The organism is Hansschlegelia quercus, from assembly GCF_004310425.1.
Classification (GTDB): domain Bacteria; phylum Pseudomonadota; class Alphaproteobacteria; order Rhizobiales; family Methylopilaceae; genus Methylopila; species Methylopila quercus.
Genome location: NZ_SIUB01000007.1, coordinates 157351 through 174260 on the forward strand (window position 1 = coordinate 157351; position 16910 = coordinate 174260).

A 16910-nucleotide genomic window follows, 5' to 3' on the forward strand; every position below is an offset into this window, starting at 1 on the left:
CCATGCGGCCCGGCTTGCTAGCACGCGTTCTTGCCCCGCGTCACGGGGCGGAGGCAGCCCTACTTCTTGCGAAATTTGTCCAGGCTGACGACCTGAGCGCCGCCTTCGGAGCCGCCGCCATCCACCGGGTCCGGCGTCTCTGCCGGTTCAGAGGCGTCGGACGCTTCGGGGATCGGGAAGGTCTCGATCGTTGCTTCCTCGCCTTCGGTCGCCTCGACCGCATCCGGGTTGTCGAATTTGAGCCCGAACTGGACGGACGGATCGAAAAAGCCGGTGATCGACGTGAACGGCACGACCAGCTTTTCCGGCACGTTCTGAAAGGAAAGGCCGACCTCGAAGCCCTCGTCGGAGACTTCGAGGTCCCAGAACTGGTGCTGGAGCACGATGGTCATCTCGGCCGGATATTTCTGCCGAAGCCTGGAGGACAGGCCGACATCCTGGTCCGTCGTGCGGAACGAGATGTAAAAGTGGTGATCGCCGGGCGCGCCGTCGCGGGCGACCATGACGAGCACGTCGTGCACCACGCCGCGCAACGCCTTCTGGGTCAGAAGATCGTAGCGGATGAAATCCTGCGACGGCGGCGTTGGCGGCGGCGTGTTCATGGGCGGTACATAGTAGGATTCGCGGCCGGGAAAACACGGTGACGGCTCGTCGCGGCCCGACTTCTTCTAGCCGGCGTCATCGGCGACCAGCAGAACGTTCACCGCCTTGGCGACAACGCGCACTGTGGAGCCTTCCGTCACACCGAGATCCTCTAGCGAATCCAGCGTCATGACCGACGACATCCGGTAGTCCGTGCCCTTCAGCCGGACGGTGACCTGGGCCATCACGCCGCCCTTCTTGATCTCCACCACTTCGGCGGGAATGTCGTTCCGCGCATTGTGTTTCATCCCGGCCTCCCGATTGGCTTCGGCCCGATAATATGGCGCAGATACGCGCCCGACGATAATGGCGTACGGACGCCCAGGGAGAAACGATGCGATGGACGATCGTCCGACGCGGCTGACGGCGATGGCTCATGGCGGAGGCTGCGGCTGCAAGCTCGCGCCTTCCGTGCTGCGGGACATCCTGAAGAAGATGCCGCAGCCGATCCCATGCGCCGATCTTCTGGTCGGAACGGAGACCTCCGACGACGCCGCCGTCTATCGGCTGAACGACAGCCAGGCGATCGTCGCGACAACCGACTTCTTCACGCCGATCGTCGACGATCCGTTTGATTTCGGCCGGATCGCCGCGACCAACGCGCTCTCCGACGTCTACGCCATGGGCGGTAAGCCGCTCTTCGCCCTGGCGCTGGTGGGCATGCCTGTCTCCGTAATGCCGGTCGAGACGGTCCAGGACATTCTGGCCGGCGGCGCCGCGGCTTGCGCGGCCGCGGGCGTGCCGGTGGTCGGCGGCCACTCCATCGACTCGCCGGAACCGATCTACGGTCTCGTCGCGATCGGCATCGTCCACCCGGACAAGGCGCTGCGAAATGCGAGCGCCAAAGCCGGCGACCGGCTGATCCTGACGAAGGGCCTCGGGGTGGGCGTCTTTTCAGCCGCGATGAAGAAGGATGCGCTCGGCGCCGACGCCTACGCCGCGATGATCGCCTCGACGACCAGGCTCAACGCCATCGGCGCCGAGCTTTCGGAGCGCCCGGAGGTTCATGCGATGACCGACATCACGGGCTTCGGTCTGCTCGGTCATCTTCTCGAGATATGCCGCGGATCGAACCTTGCCGCCCGGCTCGACGCTTCGTCCGTGCCGCTGCTCGACGGCGCGCTGGCGCTCGCGAACGCGGGTTTCTCGACAGGCGCGGCGACCCGGAACTGGGCGAGCTACGGCGAGGCCGTCTCGATCCCCGAGGACGCGCCAGCGACGCTGCGCGGTCTGCTATGCGACCCGCAGACGTCAGGCGGCCTGCTGATCGCGGTCGAGCCGCAAGCCGCCGACGCGATTCTCCGGCTCTGCCACGACGCGGGCTTCTCGCAAGCGGCGATCATCGGCAAGCTCGACGACGGCGCGCCGGCCGTCGCCGTCCGCATCTGACTTCATTCGGAGACGCATTCATGATCGACGACGCCGTTCGCGCGTTCGTAGCCCACGGCCTTGTCGAGCGATCGGGCGCTCCTGATGGTCCGCTCGCGGGCCTGAGCTTCGGCCTGAAGGATCTGTTCGATCTTGAGGGCGTGCGGACCGGCGCCGGCAATCCGGACTGGCTCACGAGCCACGAAGCGGCAACCGCTACAGCGCCCATCGCGCAGCGTCTGCTGGACGCGGGCGCCCGGCTGGTCGGCAAGACCCACACCGACGAAATCGCCTGGAGCCTGAACGGCGAGAACGCGCATTACGGCGCCCCCGAAAACGTCGCGGCGCCCGGGCGCATCCCCGGCGGATCGTCCTCCGGCTCCGCCGCCGCGACGGCCGCCGGGCTCGTCGATTTCGCGATCGGCAGCGACACCGGCGGCTCGATCCGCCTGCCTGCGAGCTATTGCGGGCTCTACGGTCTTCGTCCGACGCACGGTCGCGTCCCGATCGACGGCGCGGTTGCGCTCGCGCCGAGCTACGACGTCGTCGGCTGGTTCGCGCGCGAGGCGGAGCTGTTCCGCACGATCGGCCGCGTCATGCTCCCGAACTATCGCGAGCAAAGCGCGCCGCGGAAGCTGCTGATCGCCGAGGATTTGTTCGCGAAGGTCGAGCCGGGCGTCGGCGAAGCGCTGGCGCCGGCCGTCGCCAGAATTTCCGCGCTGTTCGGAAATGTCGAAAAGGTCGTGATCGCAGGCGAGCGGGCGTCCGCTTGGCGCGACGTGTTCCGGATCATCCAGTCGAGCGAGGCCTGGGCGACCCATGGCGAATGGGTCGCGCGGGTCCAGCCGCGATTCGGACCGGGCGTGAAGGAGCGCTTCGAGGCGGCTTCGAAGCTCACGCCGGAGGAGATCGGAGCCGCACAAGGGGCGCGCGCCGAGATCCGTTCGCGGATGGAGGATCTCGTTTCGGAGGACGTCGTCCTCGTGCTGCCGACGACGCCGGGGATAGCGCCGTTGCGCGGCACGCCCGAGCCGGAGCTCAACCTTTTCCGCGCCAAGGCGCTCGAGATGCTTTCGCCGGCGGGCCACGCGGGCATGCCGCAGATCTCCCTGCCGCTCGGCGTCTTTGAAAGCTGCCCGGTCGGGATTTCGCTGCTCGCCGCGCGCGGTCGCGACGAGGCGCTGCTCGACCTCGCTGTCGCCATCGGACGCTGACGGACGGGATAGCTAGGCGGCCGCCGGAATTGTGGCTGGCGCGTGTTTGTTGATTGCGAGCGCAGCCGCGGCCGCGAACAGGCAGAGCGCGCCGGCTACGAAGAACGCCGGCAGATAGCTTTCCAGAAGCGTGCGACTGAGACCCGCTCCATAGGCGGCGGTGGCCGCGCCGAGCTGATGCCCGGCGAAGATCCAGCCGAACACGAGATTGGCGCGATCGCCGAACCTGTCCGCGGCGAGTTTCACCGTCGGCGGGACGGTCGCGACCCAATCCAGCCCATAGAACATTGCGAAGATCGAGAGGCCGTAGAAGCTGAAATCGGTGAACGGCAGATAGAGCAGCGAAAGCCCGCGCAGCCCGTAATACCAGAACAGCAGCCAGCGGCTGTCGTAGCGGTCGGAGAGCCAGCCGGAACCAACGGTGCCGGCGAAGTCGAACACGCCGATCATCGCGAGCACGCTCGCAGCCGCCACCGGCGCCATGCCGAAATCACCGCACAGCGAGATGAAGTGCGTCTGCACGAGTCCGTTGGTGCTCGCGCCGCAGACGAAGAAGGTGCCGAACAGCACCCAGAACGTGGCAGTGTGCGAGGCTTCGGCCAAGGCTAGGAGCGGGGAGGCGAGCATCGCGCCGAAGCTCGCCGGCCGCGCTGGCGGAAGGGTGACGGCGGCGTCGCCATAGACCGGCAGCCCGACGTCGGCAGGATGATCGCGCATCAGAAACAGCATCGCGAGCGCGCCAGCGAGCAACATGGCGAGCACCAGCACAAGCGCACCGCGCCAGCCGACGCTGTCGGTCAACGCCGCCAGCAGCGGCAGGAAGACGAGCTGGCCCGTGGCCGTGCTGGCGGTCAGCAAGCCGAGAACGAGCCCCCGTCGCGCCTTGAACCAGCGCGTCGCGACCGTCGCGCCGAGCACCATCGCGGTGAGTCCGGTGCCGAGGCCCACAACGATCCCCCAAAGCAGGAACAGCTGCCAGAGCGCGGTCATCCAGAGTGAGCCGAACACGCCCAGCGCGATCATCGTCAGCGCGACCGTCGCGACGCGCCGCACGCCGAAGCGGTTCATGAAGGCGGCGGCGAACGGTCCCATCAAGCCGAACAGCACGAGGCGCACCGCAAGAGCGGCCGAGATGTCGGCGGTCTCCCAGCCGAACTCGCGTTCGAGCGGCGCAATCAGGACCCCCGGCGCGCCGACGGCGCCAGCGGTGACGAGCATCGCGAGGAAGGTGACCGGCGCGACCACCCAGCCATAGTGGATCCCACGCCGCGCGAGCGCGTCGGGAAGACCAGCGGAAGCGAGCGGATGCAGGTCAGCTTGAGCCATCAGCGAGCGTCCTGAAACGAAACGCCGCCGCGACGATAGCCGCGACGGCGTTGATTTATCCGCAGGACGGCGCCGGCGCTATGCGTCCGGAGCCGACATCGGCATGCTTCAGCGCATGATCGCGGCCGCGCTCGTCGATGGCTCCGCGGCGATCCCAGCCTCGAGATAGCGCGTGCGGATCGGCTTCAGCACGAAGATGGCCAGCGCCGCCGCACAGAGGTTCAGTCCGATGATGAGCGAGAAGACCGCCGACCAGCCATAGGCCGCCGAGATCATGCTGGCGACGGGCACCAGGAAGGCGGCCGTGCCTTTGGCGGTGTAGAGCAGCCCGGCGTTGGTCGCCGCGAACTTCGAGCCGAACGTGTCGCCGCAGGTGGCGGGAAACAGGCTGTAGATCTCGCCGAACACGCCGAAATAGAGCGCGGAGGCGAGCACGAAGACGATCGGATTGTGCCCGAAGGTCAGGAGCAGGATGACTGCGATGGCGGCGATCGAGAAAGCCAGGAACATCGTGTTTTCGCGGCCGATATTGTCGGAGACGAAGCCGAAGAACGGCCGGCCGACGCCATCGAGAATGCGGTCCAGCGAGATGGCGAAGGTGAGCGCCGCCATCTGAAGGCCGAACATGCTCACCGGCACGTCGGCGACTTTGAAGTCGTGGGCGATCGGCGCGATCTGCGCCGCCGCCATCAGGCCGCCGGACGCGACCATCACGAACATCGCATACATCACCCAGAAAACTGGGGCGCGGATCGCCTCCGCGGGACGGCGGTCGACCTTGCTCTGAGGCAGTTTCAGGCTCTTGCGCAGCATCGGCATCGCAACGCTCGGCTTGCGCAGGAAGAAGGCGAGCAAGAAGACCACGCCGCCCTGGATCAGGCCGAAAGTCAGGAATGCCGTTTCATAGCCGCTGGACGCGATCATCTTCGCAATCGGAACGACAGTGAGCGCGGCGCCGGCGCCAAAGCCGGCCGCGGTCGCGCCGGCTGCGAGGCCGCGGCGATCAGGGAACCATTTCAGCGCGTTGCCGACGCAGGTGCCGTAAACCGAGCCCGCGCCGATGCCGGCGATCGCGGCCGCGAGATACAGCATCCACAGCGAGCTTGCGTTGGCGTCGATGACCCACGCCAGCGCGATCATCACGCCGCCGAACGCCACGACAATGCGCGGGCCGTAACGGTCGACGAAATAGGCCTCGATCGGAACCAGCCAGGTCTCGGTCGCGACGAACACCGTGAATGCGATCTGAATTGCCGCCCGGCCCCAATGGTACTTCTGGTCGATCGGGTCGACGAAGAGAGTCCAGCCGTACTGAAGATTAGCGATCATCGCCATGCAGACCACGCCTAAGGCGAGCTGCCGCCATTTGGCGCCGGAAGCGTCCTGAGTTTCCATCCCTATACCCCTTTATCGCGATCTCTGTCGGTCGCTGATCCCGGGATTAATGCACCGGCGCTTCTGGCATGCAAGATACCAGTGGCGCGGAGCGGAGTGGCCAAGCTATGCGAACAGGCGGCTAAGCAGGCGTGCTACTTGACCGGCGTCCATTATCGATCTGCGAGAAGAGACAGTAGGTTAGCCGCAATTGCTTCCACGGCGCTCTCGTCCTCGTGCTGACGCGCTCTTGGAGGAGCTAGAGCAAAGTTCTCGGTCTGGGAGCGAGGACGCAGCGAGCCGCCGCGCCGCGCTCGTGAGCCGACCAGGCTCTCGACCGATCGTGACGCTATGCGTTCGCGGGTTCCTCAGCGCCACGCGAGCGCAGGCGCGACATGCTTCACGATGGCCTCGATCACATGCGCGTTGTACGCGACGCCGAGCTGGTTCGGGACTGTGAGGAGCAGCGTGTCGGCCTCGGCGATCGCTTCGTCGGCCTTAAGCTCGTCCACGAGCTTGTCGGGCTCGGCCGCATAGGACCGGCCGAAGATCGCGCGCATATTGTCGATGATTCCGACCTGATCGTCGCCGTCGCTGCGCCCGAAATAGGCCCGGTCCTCATCGTTCATGATCGCGAAGATCGAGCGCGAGACCGAAACGCGCGGGGTCCGCGCATGTCCCGCTTCTCGCCAAGCATCGCGATAGAGCCGGATCTGCTTGGCCTGCTGCACATGGAAGGGCTCGCCGGTCTCGTCCTTCTTCAAGGTCGAGCTCTGCAGGTTCATGCCCTGCTTCGCCGCCCAGACAGCGGTCTCGTTCGACGCGGATCCCCACCAGATGCGGTCACGCAAGCCTGCCGAATAGGGCTCGATGCGGAGCAGCCCCGGCGGGTTCGGAAACATCGGGCGCGGGCTCGGCTCGGCGAAGCCTTCGCCCTTGAGAACGTTCAGGAAGACCTCGGCGTGCCGGCGCCCCATGTCAGCGTCGCTCTCGCCGTCCGCCGGCGAAAAACCAAAATGGCGCCAGCCGTCGATCACCTGCTCGGGCGAGCCTCGGCTGACGCCGAGCTGCAGCCGGCCCCCCGCGATGAGATCCGCGGCGCCGGCGCTCTCCGCCATGTAAAGCGGGTTCTCGTAACGCATGTCGATGACGCCGGCGCCGATCTCGATGCGGCTGGTCTTCGCCCCGATGGCTGCAAGCAACGGAAACGGGGAAGCGAGCTGGCGCGCGAAATGATGGACCCGGAAGTAGGCGCCGTCGGCGCCCAGCTCTTCCGCGGCAACCGCCAGCTCGATCGACTGAAGCAGCACGTCGCTCGCGGAGCGCGCGGCCGAATGCGCGGAAGGTGACCAGTGACCGAACGAGAGGAAGCCAATTTTCTTCATGTCGCTCAATCTCGCTCGATGCAGGTGATGGCGCGCTTGCCCCGCCGCTCGGTTTGCGAGCTGCGTCTCTGCGGCGCAGATGCATATTCTGAGTAGAATTTACGACCTCTCGGCTACGGCATTTCGCTCGCGCCAGGGCGAAGCGGCGCAAACTGTCTACCGCGCGTCTGTCGTCCTGAATGAAACCCTGGTGAAGCAACCTCGCCCAGACCCGGGGCTATTCCGCCGCCTCGGCGTGGTCTCGCGACGGCCGGAAGCCGGCTGCAGGGTGCGAGCGCGGCAGCCGCGGTCCGCCGCCGACAAGCTTTTCGCGGAGCGTGCCTGAGACATAGGCGCGCTTGTAGCGTCCGCGGCGCTGGAGCTCCGGCACGACATGCTCGACAATGTCCTCGAACGTCTCAGGCGCGATCGCGTAAGCGAGGTTGAAGCCGTCGACGCCCGTTTCGGCGATCCACGTTTCCATCAGGTTTGCAACGGTCGCGGGCGAGCCGACGAAAATCGGGCCGATGCCGCCGATCCCGACCTGCTCCGCAACCTGCCGGACCGTCCAGACACGAGAGGGATCCGCGCGGGTGATGTTCTCCATCGCGGTCCGACCGGCGTCGGTCTCGACGTGGCGCACCTCCTCGTCGAGCTGGTAAGTCGACAGGTCGACACCGGTCCAGCCGGACATCAGCGTCAGCGCGCCCTCGGGGCTGACATAGCGCCGGAAGTCCGCGAGCTTCGTCTCGGCCGCAGCGTCCGTCGGTCCGGTCACGACCGTCGCCAGCGCGAAAATCTTGATCGCCGAAGGGTCGCGCCCGGCCTCGGCGGCGAGGCGCCGGATGTCGGCGACGCGGGGCTTTAGCGCGGCGACGCTCGGGCCGGACATGAAGACGCATTCGGCGTGGCGCGCCGCGAACGCCCGTCCGGCCGGGGAAGAGCCGGCCTGGTAGAGCACGGGCGTGCGCTGGGGCGACGGTTCGGAGAGATGGACGGCGTCGAGCGAGAAATGCCGGCCGCGATAGACCGCGGGACGCACCTTCGCCGGATCGGCGAACACGCCGCGCGCCGCGTCGCGCACAGCGGCGTCGTCGTCCCAGCTGCCTTCCCAGAGGCTGTAGACGACGTCCATGTATTCCTCCGCCACGGCGTAGCGATCGTCGTGGCCGCGCTGCTTGGCGAGGCCTGCCGCTCGGGCGGCGCTATCGAGATAGCCGGTGACGACGTTCCAGCCGATCCGGCCTTTGGTGAGATGGTCTAGCGTCGACATCCGCCGCGCGAAGGGAAAAGGCGGTTCGTAGGTGAGATTTGACGTGACGCCGAAGCCGAGATGCCTGGTGACCGCTGCCATCGCGGGCACAAGCAGAGCGGGGTCGTTCGAGGGGACCTGCGTACCATGCCGGAGCGCTGCTGCGGGCGAGGCACCATAGACGTCGTAGACGCCGAGCACGTCCGCCAGGAACAGGCCGTCGAACAGCCCGGCCTCCAGCGTCTTCGCGAGATCGGTCCAGAAGCTTAGACGATTGAATTCGCCGGACCGATCGCGCGGATGCCGCCAGAGGCCGGGCGACTGATGCCCGACGGCGTTCATCGAGAAGGCGTTGAACAGGATCTCCTTCGCCATCGGCCCGCTCACCTCGCGCTCAGTCGGCGCACGGCGAGGTCGCCGGCGAACTGAACGGCGCAGACGAGCGCGATGAGGACGACGATGACCGCCGCCATCACCGTGGTGTCGAAGCGCTGGTAGCCGTAGCGGATCGCGACGTCGCCCAGTCCTCCGGCTCCGACCGCGCCCGCCATGGCGGACGCGCCGATCATGGTGACGACGGTGATGGTGAACCCGCCGACCAGGCTCGGCAGCGCCTCGGGCAGGAGCACGTGCGCCACGATGTGCCGGCGCCGGCAGCCCATGGCCTGCGCAGCCTCGATCAACCCGTGGTCGACTTCCCGCAGCGAAACTTCGGCGATGCGGGCGAAGAACGGCGTCGCGGAGACCGCGAGCGGCACGATCGCCGCCCAGACGCCGATCGTCGTACCGGTGATAAGGCGAGTGACGGGCAAGAACGCGACCAGCAGCACGATGAAGGGGGTCGCGCGAAAGCCGTTGATAGCTGCGGCGAGCGACCGATGGAAACGCGGCGCGGGCGCGAGCCCTCCCGGCTGCGAAAGCACCAGCAAGACCGCGAGCGGCACGCCGACGGCGAGTGCGATCAGCGCGGAGACGCCGACCATCTGGACCGTGTCGAGGAAGGCGCGCCAAATACGCTCAATCATCTGCGGCGACATAGCCGATCACCTTCGCGTTACGGGGGAGGTCGAGGCGAATTCCCGGCGCCAGACGAACGGCGGCGATGATCCGCCCCTGCGTGTGGCCGTCGATGCGATCGAGGTCCGCGGAGAGGAGCCGCGCCTGGCCGCCGACGCTCGCCGCCAAAGCTGCGAGGTCGGTCTCGCGCTCGCCGTTGAGGCCGATCTCGACGATGGCCTCGCCGCCATGGCGCGGCGGCAGCTGGACGATGCGCGCCGCCACGTCCTCCGGCAGGCCGTGCGAGAGCGGACGCAGCAGCGCCTGCGTCGCTGGATGGCGGGGATCTCCGAAGACGCGCCAGACCGGGCCGGCTTCGGCAACCTCTCCCTTCTCGAGCACCAGCACCTCGTCGCAAATCTCGCGGATCACGCTCATCTCGTGAGTGATGAGCATGATGGTGATGCCGAGCCGGCGGTTGATGTCCCTGAGCAGGCCGAGGATCGACTGCGTCGTTTCTGGATCGAGCGCCGAGGTCGCCTCGTCGCAGAGCAGGATCTTCGGACGGTTCGCAAGGGCGCGGGCGATACCGACGCGCTGCTTCTGACCGCCGGACAGGCGTCGCGGATAGGCGTCACGCTTGTCCTCGAGCCCGACGAGCGCGAGCGTTTCGCTGACTCGCGCCTCGATCTCCGCGCGCGGAAGCCCGGCGACCCTGAGCGGCAACGCGACGTTCTGCGCGACGGTCTTCGTCGAAAGCAGGTTGAAGTGCTGGAAGATCATCCCGACGCGCCGGCGGAGCCCGATGAGGGCCTCGTCGTCCAGCGCACCGACGTCCTCGCCGTCGACGACGACCGCGCCGCTGCTCACCTGTTCCAGCCGGTTGACGAGGCGGAGCAGGCTGGACTTGCCGGCGCCGGAGCGGCCGATGACGCCGAAGACGCGCCCCTCGGGCACATCGACGTCGACGCCCTTCAGCGCGCCGATGTCACCCGCGGGCGAGACGTAGACCTTGCCGACGCCGCGGAACGAGATCGCAGCCCTTTCGATGGTCTTTGACGGCCGCCGACCGCCGGGCGCGATCGCCGTGGCCTGAAGGTCCGGTTCCACGTGCGCGTCCACCCGCTGGCGGTCGAGTGCGACGACCCCGCTCATTTGAGCCAGGCGAGCGCGTAGAGCTTCGGATCGTCGGCGAACGCCTTGGCGAGCGTTACGCGGACTTTGGCCGAGTTCTGATAGATTTTTACGAACTTCGCGATGTTGGGATCGTTCGCACGATCCTTCTTGACCACGAAGCGGATGGCGAACTGTCTGTCCTCGATACCCGAATAGATCAGACCGCTTCTGGCGTCGAAGGCCTTTGAGGCGACGATGAAATGCGGGTAGCCGAGCGCGAGGTCGACGTCGCCCGTCACGCGGACGAGCTGCGGTCCTTCGACCTCGGTGAAGGTGAGGTTCTTCGGATTCTCGACGATGTCGTCGAGCGTGCCGCGGAAGCCGATCCCGTCCTTGAGCGTCACGAGCCCCGCCCTCTGCAGCAGCAGGAGGCCGCGGCCCTGGTTCACCGGGTCGTTCGCGATCGCGACCTTCCCGCCCTGGGGAATCTCGTCGAAGCTTTTGTGGCGGAGCGAATAGAGCCCGATATTCGCCAGCACGCCGACGCCGACGTCGGTGAAGCTATAGCCGCGTTGCGCGATCGCGTTGTCGAGGAACGGGCGGTGCTGGAAGTAGTTGACGTCGATGTCGCCGGAATCGAGCGCGATGTTGGGCGTCGTCCAGTCGCCGAATTCGATCACCTCGACGTCGAGCCCCTCGGCCTTCGCCTCCTCGACTGCGGCGTTGATCGAGTCGGCATAGCCGCCCGGCGTCACGCCGACCCTTAGCTTGGCCGCGTGCGCCGGCAGGGCGGCCGATGCAAACAGCAAGAGCGCTGCAAGAAGAGTTTTCCGAAACGTGGAAGGCATCGAGGTCATCCGGCGTGGGGATCTCTAACGGAGCGTCAGGCGTCGCCCGTCACGTCCGAGCAAAGTTCTCCGACGGCTTGACGCCATTAGTCAACTCAATCCATAAAAATAATAGTTTAACGGGGATGTGAGTGCGGGCGGCCGAGGTCGTCCCGACACGCGGTAACTCAGGGAGAGCGAAGCCCATGGCCAAGGACGGCTGGATAGGGTCGAACAGTTGAGCGCCACCAAGCGCCGGCGCCGCGTCGAATGGCCGACCGTCAGTCTTGCGGTCCTGATCTATGGAAGTTGGCTCGCGCTGACCTTCTTCCATGCGTCGATTCCGTTGCCGCTGCTTGCGGCCGCAGGCGGCTGGGTGGTCGCTTGGCAGGCCTCGCTCCAGCACGAGGTGATGCACGGGCACCCCACCCGTAACCGGTGCCTCAACGACGCGATCGGCGCACCGCCGCTGTCTCTATGGTTGCCATATCCGATCTACCGCCTGACCCATCTGCGCCATCATCGCGACGAGCACCTGACGGACCCGATCGAAGATCCTGAGTCGGTCTATTTCACGTCCGAGCGCTGGCGGCGGCTGGGAGCCGTCGGGCGGACGCTCGCCACCTTCAACATGACGTTGCTCGGCCGGCTGACGCTCGGACCGTTCGTGATGATGGGTGGATTTCTGATCTCCGAGGCGAAGCTGTGCGCGTCCGGCGACCGAAAGCGGCTCGCGATCTGGGGCCGCCATGCGATCGCCGTGGCGGTCACGCTCGCCTGGGTCGTCCGGATCTGCGGCATGCCGATTGGCGCTTACCTTCTCGGCTTTGTGCTGACGGGAGCCGCTCTGACCCGTCTCAGGTCCTTCGCGGAGCATCGCTATGCTGAGGACGCCGATAAGCGTACGGCGATCGTCGAAAAAGGCGGTCTGCTCGGCCTGCTCTACCTCAACAACAACCTTCACGTTCTTCATCATCTGGCGCCGGCCGAGGCATGGTATCGCCTGCCGAGGCTCTATGCTCGCGAGCGCGCGGCGCTGGTGGCGCGCAATGGCGGGCTGGTCTATCGCGGCTATGCGGACGTCGCGCGGCGCTTTCTGCTCACGCCCCACGACGCGCCGCTTCATCCACGACCGGCGGGAGAACGCGACCGATGACGGCTGTCGCCTCGCTCCCGATGTATGCGGCGCCCCTCTGGGCGCGGACGGCGTTCTGGGACGAGGTCCGGCGGGGCTTGGACGAGCGCGGCATTTCAGATCGTCCGGAAAGCCTCGACGAGCCTCGCGATCTTCTCGCGCACTGGCGCCTGTCAGAACTCGCGTTCAGCCAGACCTGCGGGCTGCCGTTCTCGACCGCCTTGCACAACGAGGTGGCGCTAGTCGGCGTCCCGCATTATTCGGCGCCCGGCTGCGAGGGCCCGCTTTACCGCAGCGTTTTAGTCGTGCGGGACGAGGATGCGGCGCGGAAGCTGGCGGACCTTCCCGGCCGCCGCGCCGCCGTCAACTCCTTCGATTCGCATTCCGGCTTCAGCCAGCTCGTCGCGGCGCTGAGGCCGCTCACGGGCGGTCGCAACGTTGTCGCCGACCCGGTGGTATCTGGTGCGCATCTCGCCTCGCTGGCGCTCATTCGCAGCGGCGCGGCGGACTTCGCTGCGATTGATTGCGTGACATGGGCGCTTGCCGCGCGCGATGATCCCGGAGCGATCAGGGGCCTGAGGATCGTCGGGCGTTCGCCGCCTTCGCTCGGCCTGCCTTTCGTCACGTCTGCCCACCGAAGACCCGAGTTCATCCACGCGCTGAGAGAGACGCTGGCGCATGTCATGCGCGGGCCGCTGCTCGCGCGCATTCGAGACGCATTGATGCTCGCGGGTTTTTCCGTCCCGCCGTCCGGCGCCTATCGCAATCATGCCGACGCCGCCGAGGTCGCGCGCGGGGCGCTCGAGGCACCAGGCTGCCGGAAGGAAAGCATTCCCGCTTATCGGGGCGCGTAAACGACGCTTCGTCGTTGCCCTCGGATATGCGGTCGAGACGCCTCCGGTGTGACGGACTCCACCAGGCTGCGGGTGGGCTTTAGGTCAAGCAGCGAAGCGCCATAGGCTGTTTGGCGCCCTCACCACCAATGACGAGAGACATCCGTTCCGGAGCAAGCCCGGACTGCGACGGCGCCTCGCCCGGAGGATTTTAAACAGAGAAGGTGGCGGAGACGAAGGCCGCCCGCGCCAATTTCTCAGTATATCGAAACGCGCGGAGTATAGTTCGCTACCAAGGCCGAACGCCTCGGTCCGCTTTCTGGCCACAGAAATTACCGTCTTTCCACTATTCCCGACAGTAAGCAGTGTTGCGCAAAAATACGCAAAAACAACAGCCTTGTATCAATAACTGGATTATGGAGACAGCGGCTTTAATAGCGTTGTCGACGATTTATCTCGGCAGAGTACGTGCAGTGAGCACCACCGGTTTGCCGCGCGAGATTGGAGACTAAGGAAGATTTACGATGGTTCAGCCGAGGCAGGCAGCATTCCCGGAAAACTGGATTAATCTGGTTGGACCAGAATGGCTCGATATCGCCGGGGGCCTGATTATCAATAACGAAGTTGCCTCATGTCTCAGGAGGAAGCACTCGCATCATCTAAGTCCACAACGAATCAAATAAGTCGCCGCACGCGTTGATGACGGGGCGCAGTCACAGGCGCATATCAAATGCCGTCCCGGAAGCCGACCTCTTCGATGCCGCCAGCCTCTTCGAGCGCCAGTGCCTCCAGTTGGGCGTGCATGTATCCAGGAAGATCACCCGCGCGCGTTTCGAGCGTTCGTTGCGAAATCAGCGAAAGCCTTGCTGACCAGGCGCAGGCTGCGGCCAACTCTACGGCGTGCGGGCCAGGAACTTTTTCAGTAGGAAATCCAACGCGCGCCACGTTTTTAACCACCCAGCGATCAAGAAATTCCGAAGCGCGGTCTGCGCGACTGCTCATAGGTTCCTCGCGCCGCCAATCGTAAGTTTCTTGATCAAACGCCCTATGACGAGCGCCGGGGTGCGGACATTTACAGTGTGTGTCTTGCTCTCTCTCTGTCGCCGGGCGGCGTCGTAGTCAGTCTCCATCACCTGCTCTACGGCTCTCTTGAGCGCGTCGTCCGCTCGGTAGCGTTCGGTCAGAGCGTTCCAAACGCGCTGGAGCTGCGGCTTCCGACCTTGGAGATAGTAGTCAGTAAGCTTCGTAAGATAGTACCATATCATGTGATCACCGCTTGTGATCTCCATGTTAGGAGTATCGACGAACGTCTCGAATTCCGATACCGGCGTCCGCCAGTCGCCGTAGTTCTCGACTAAGTATAAGTCCTTGTTCTTTGGAGACAGATACGTGTCGCCCAAGAACGCGATGCTCTCGAGCTCGAACGGAGTGTTCCACCAGCGAACCTTCGGACCTTCGTGCCAGTAGCGGCCATTCTCGAGATAGTGGATGAAAACGTCCACCTTCACGCCGCTGCAATGCATGAGATAGACGCTGCGTTTCGAAGGGATCTCGCGGATTACGAATGTCTCGGAGTGGCGGAAAAGCTCCTTGATCCTCTCAACGCTCACCGTCTCATCGACGCCTACGTCGATGTCTTTGTCATGCCCGATGATCGCTTGATCACGCACGGCGCCCAGGAACACACCGCTGATCAAGAAGAACGAAACGCCGCCTTGAGCGAAGTGCGCTTTCAGATCGGCTAGGCACGCCTTGGCCTCGTCGACCCAGCCTGGCTTCTCAACGGGCTTGCTCAGGCGCCCGAACTTGAAGGCGCGACGAGCCTTCATAAAGCGCTCTCTGGCGACCGCGATACCGGCCCGCGCGTCGCCCATCTCCCGCAGCAAGATCGAGTAGTTGTTCATCGACGTGCTGAGCGTTAGATCTTTGCTGACGAAGCTCGGCGCGGCGATCGCCTCGAAAAGGGGGATCTCACCGCGCGAGCGGACACACTCCCGCAGCACCCGGAAGAAACTTCCCTTCCGAGAGGCAGCCGGGACCGTCTCTAGCGCTCGCATCGCTCCGAGGTTGTCACCCATTCGGTTCAGGATCTCGGCCTTCATGACGATTAATGGAGCCGGGTGCCCCTTTGTGGGTCCGGTCGCATGGGCGATAGCTACCCTGATCTCGGATAGGGCGCGGTCGTACTCACCCGCAAAGAAATAAACGCTCGCGCGGAAGCGATAGGTCTCAGCGCGAGGGCCATGGAGAGAATCTAGATCATCCAAGATCCTAAGCGTTTTTTCGCGGTCACCTTGAGCAAAGGCATGTTTGGCCCCGGCAATTGTCGGGGCTTCGGCCGGAGCTTCGTTATGCGTGTTTTCTGACGTTAGAGAGGGCTGCGGAACGAGGCTCATTGGTACTCCAGGACGGGCCGACATGCGCTTAAAGCCAAGGCCTTGCGCGGCAGCGCCAGACTTGGGCAGGCTTAGTTCATGCTTCGTCAACCACCACAACCTAGATCGCGGTTAAGAAGCAGCGCAAGGCGAGCTCCAGCCAACGCAAGCCTTTCCTTGGCTATAGATAACGCCTTCGCTGCGACTTCTGGCGAAAGCGGAAAAGGTTCGTTCTTTGCCGGACCTGTCATATATATATATATATAGTCGCGGACGACCCGATGACTTTCGGTCGTCCACGCGGAAACATCGGTGTTATCTCCGCTCTCAACGAGCTGACTAGCTTTCGGGAGTATCTCGGCCGCAATGTCGCGAACTTTATGATCGACGAACATGCCACTGTCCCAATATTGATGGAGGCTCATCACGCGCCCGTCGGCGAGCACCTGACGCTTTTTCTCTCCAATTGTATGCATCGGCTGATGTATGTCGCCAACGAGATGGTCGACGAATTTCAGCGCCCTGAGCCTCTGCATGTCGTCCGATCGTTTATCCCTCAAGATCTCCGAATTCTCCCGAATTGCCCTCACGGCGCAATCCCAATTCCCGCAGTCTCTTGGTTCATCGAAAGCCTCGGCAGCCAGCGGCGTTCTCACGCTGTGAACCGTTGAGTCTTCCGGATTGTGATTCCGCTCCCAGTCCGCCCATTTGGCGACCTGCTGAAGCGACTTCGATCCCTCGAGTGCAAGCAAGCGGGTCACCTCAGCCTTGGCAGCAGGGCAAATTAAGCGGTCCGCCAGAGCGCCTATGGTCTGATGGCCAACCTTTCCCCAAGCGTTAGCGTCCGGCGCACCAAGGATGGCCAAAGCGAGAACCAGGAGCAGGGAGCGGCTTAATGGCATAAGACGTAGCTCCGGAAGAGCGGGTGGCAGCAAGGGCTGCGATTCGCAGACATTATCGGTTGCGGTGGCCAGCCGTCGACATCCGCCAGAGTGAGGATCGCTTAAGCAATGACGTTGTTTGTTCAGACGCCGCGCAACGACGATGCGATCGCGACATTCGGGCCCTACAGGCGGCACCTCAATGCA

16 protein-coding genes are annotated in these 16910 nt (G+C 64.9%); 4 read left to right on the top strand and 12 right to left on the bottom strand.

All coding sequences use genetic code 11. The features are described 5' to 3' along the window. Positions 1-59: 59 nt before the first annotated feature. Positions 60-602 carry an SspB family protein gene (locus EYR15_RS14205; protein ID WP_131004219.1) on the bottom strand — a complete coding sequence of 181 codons (543 nt, stop codon included), beginning with the start codon at positions 600-602 and terminating at the stop codon, positions 60-62. Positions 603-668: 66 nt separating this feature from the next. Beyond that, positions 669-890: a TOBE domain-containing protein gene (locus tag EYR15_RS14210; protein WP_131004220.1), complete on the bottom strand. Its 222-nt coding sequence runs from the start codon at positions 888-890 to the stop codon at positions 669-671. A gap of 91 nt (positions 891-981) precedes the next feature. On the opposite strand from EYR15_RS14210, the gene selD reads away from it, so the two are divergent. Next, a complete protein-coding gene (selD, locus tag EYR15_RS14215) occupies positions 982-2031 on the top strand; it encodes a selenide, water dikinase SelD (protein ID WP_131004221.1) in 1050 nt (349 codons plus the stop codon). 20 nt (positions 2032-2051) lie between these two features. Next, positions 2052-3224 (top strand): amidase, encoded by a 1173-nt coding sequence (locus EYR15_RS14220; protein ID WP_131004222.1) that lies wholly within the window; start codon positions 2052-2054, stop codon positions 3222-3224. Between the two features lie 12 nt (positions 3225-3236). Here the strand turns inward: EYR15_RS14220 and EYR15_RS14225 are convergent, their stop codons facing one another. From EYR15_RS14225 to EYR15_RS14255, 7 genes are all read right to left on the bottom strand, one after another. Beyond that, a complete protein-coding gene (locus EYR15_RS14225) occupies positions 3237-4550 on the bottom strand; it encodes an MFS transporter (RefSeq protein WP_131004223.1) in 1314 nt (437 codons plus the stop codon). Positions 4551-4658: 108 nt separating this feature from the next. Next, entirely contained in the window at positions 4659-5945 is a 1287-nt protein-coding gene (oxlT, locus tag EYR15_RS14230) for an oxalate/formate MFS antiporter (protein ID WP_131004224.1), read from the bottom strand. 347 nt (positions 5946-6292) lie between these two features. Beyond that, positions 6293-7309 carry an LLM class flavin-dependent oxidoreductase gene (locus tag EYR15_RS14235; protein WP_131004225.1) on the bottom strand — a complete coding sequence of 339 codons (1017 nt, stop codon included), beginning with the start codon at positions 7307-7309 and terminating at the stop codon, positions 6293-6295. 217 nt (positions 7310-7526) lie between these two features. After that, positions 7527-8915, bottom strand: a complete 1389-nt coding sequence (locus tag EYR15_RS14240) for an LLM class flavin-dependent oxidoreductase (protein ID WP_131004226.1) — start codon at positions 8913-8915, stop codon at positions 7527-7529. A gap of 8 nt (positions 8916-8923) precedes the next feature. Next, positions 8924-9577 (bottom strand): methionine ABC transporter permease, encoded by a 654-nt coding sequence (locus tag EYR15_RS14245; protein WP_131004227.1) that lies wholly within the window; start codon positions 9575-9577, stop codon positions 8924-8926. Then, positions 9558-10646 carry a methionine ABC transporter ATP-binding protein gene (locus EYR15_RS17315; RefSeq protein ID WP_382239423.1) on the bottom strand — a complete coding sequence of 363 codons (1089 nt, stop codon included), beginning with the start codon at positions 10644-10646 and terminating at the stop codon, positions 9558-9560. The genes EYR15_RS14245 and EYR15_RS17315 overlap by 20 nt, the downstream gene beginning before the upstream one ends. Before the next feature lie 41 nt (positions 10647-10687). After that, positions 10688-11500 (bottom strand): MetQ/NlpA family ABC transporter substrate-binding protein, encoded by an 813-nt coding sequence (locus tag EYR15_RS14255; RefSeq protein WP_131004229.1) that lies wholly within the window; start codon positions 11498-11500, stop codon positions 10688-10690. A gap of 217 nt (positions 11501-11717) precedes the next feature. Here EYR15_RS14255 and EYR15_RS14260 point away from each other — a divergent pair, with 217 nt between their 5' ends. Further along, on the top strand, positions 11718-12635 hold the full coding sequence (locus EYR15_RS14260; RefSeq protein ID WP_205741656.1) for a fatty acid desaturase: 918 nt from the start codon (positions 11718-11720) through the stop codon (positions 12633-12635). Then, entirely contained in the window at positions 12632-13468 is an 837-nt protein-coding gene (locus tag EYR15_RS14265; RefSeq protein ID WP_131004231.1) for a phosphate/phosphite/phosphonate ABC transporter substrate-binding protein, read from the top strand. The genes EYR15_RS14260 and EYR15_RS14265 overlap by 4 nt, the downstream gene beginning before the upstream one ends. 705 nt (positions 13469-14173) lie before the next feature. Here the strand turns inward: EYR15_RS14265 and EYR15_RS14270 are convergent. From EYR15_RS14270 to EYR15_RS14280, 3 genes are all read right to left on the bottom strand, one after another. Next, entirely contained in the window at positions 14174-14449 is a 276-nt protein-coding gene (locus EYR15_RS14270) for a hypothetical protein (RefSeq protein ID WP_131004232.1), read from the bottom strand. Further along, positions 14446-15549 (bottom strand): LicD family protein, encoded by a 1104-nt coding sequence (locus EYR15_RS14275; RefSeq protein WP_131004233.1) that lies wholly within the window; start codon positions 15547-15549, stop codon positions 14446-14448. Before EYR15_RS14275 ends, EYR15_RS14270 begins: the two co-directional genes overlap by 4 nt. Before the next feature lie 380 nt (positions 15550-15929). Further along, the coding region (locus tag EYR15_RS14280) for a S1/P1 nuclease (protein WP_205741657.1) at positions 15930-16910 on the bottom strand (981 nt) is incomplete at its 5' end.

Bases quoted from the DNA above. Each gene is read 5' to 3' on its own strand.
- EYR15_RS14205 (WP_131004219.1), bottom strand. From the start codon at position 602: ATGAACACGCCGCCGCCAACGCCGCCGTCGCAGGATTTCATCCGCTAC.
- EYR15_RS14210 (WP_131004220.1), bottom strand. From the start codon at position 890: ATGAAACACAATGCGCGGAACGACATTCCCGCCGAAGTGGTGGAGATC.
- selD (WP_131004221.1), top strand. From the start codon at position 982: ATGGACGATCGTCCGACGCGGCTGACGGCGATGGCTCATGGCGGAGGC.
- EYR15_RS14220 (WP_131004222.1), top strand. From the start codon at position 2,052: ATGATCGACGACGCCGTTCGCGCGTTCGTAGCCCACGGCCTTGTCGAG.
- EYR15_RS14225 (WP_131004223.1), bottom strand. From the start codon at position 4,550: ATGGCTCAAGCTGACCTGCATCCGCTCGCTTCCGCTGGTCTTCCCGAC.
- oxlT (WP_131004224.1), bottom strand. From the start codon at position 5,945: ATGGAAACTCAGGACGCTTCCGGCGCCAAATGGCGGCAGCTCGCCTTA.
- EYR15_RS14235 (WP_131004225.1), bottom strand. From the start codon at position 7,309: ATGAAGAAAATTGGCTTCCTCTCGTTCGGTCACTGGTCACCTTCCGCG.
- EYR15_RS14240 (WP_131004226.1), bottom strand. From the start codon at position 8,915: ATGGCGAAGGAGATCCTGTTCAACGCCTTCTCGATGAACGCCGTCGGG.
- EYR15_RS14245 (WP_131004227.1), bottom strand. From the start codon at position 9,577: ATGTCGCCGCAGATGATTGAGCGTATTTGGCGCGCCTTCCTCGACACG.
- EYR15_RS14255 (WP_131004229.1), bottom strand. From the start codon at position 11,500: ATGCCTTCCACGTTTCGGAAAACTCTTCTTGCAGCGCTCTTGCTGTTT.
- EYR15_RS14265 (WP_131004231.1), top strand. From the start codon at position 12,632: ATGACGGCTGTCGCCTCGCTCCCGATGTATGCGGCGCCCCTCTGGGCG.
- EYR15_RS14270 (WP_131004232.1), bottom strand. From the start codon at position 14,449: ATGAGCAGTCGCGCAGACCGCGCTTCGGAATTTCTTGATCGCTGGGTG.
- EYR15_RS14275 (WP_131004233.1), bottom strand. From the start codon at position 15,549: ATGAAGGCCGAGATCCTGAACCGAATGGGTGACAACCTCGGAGCGATG.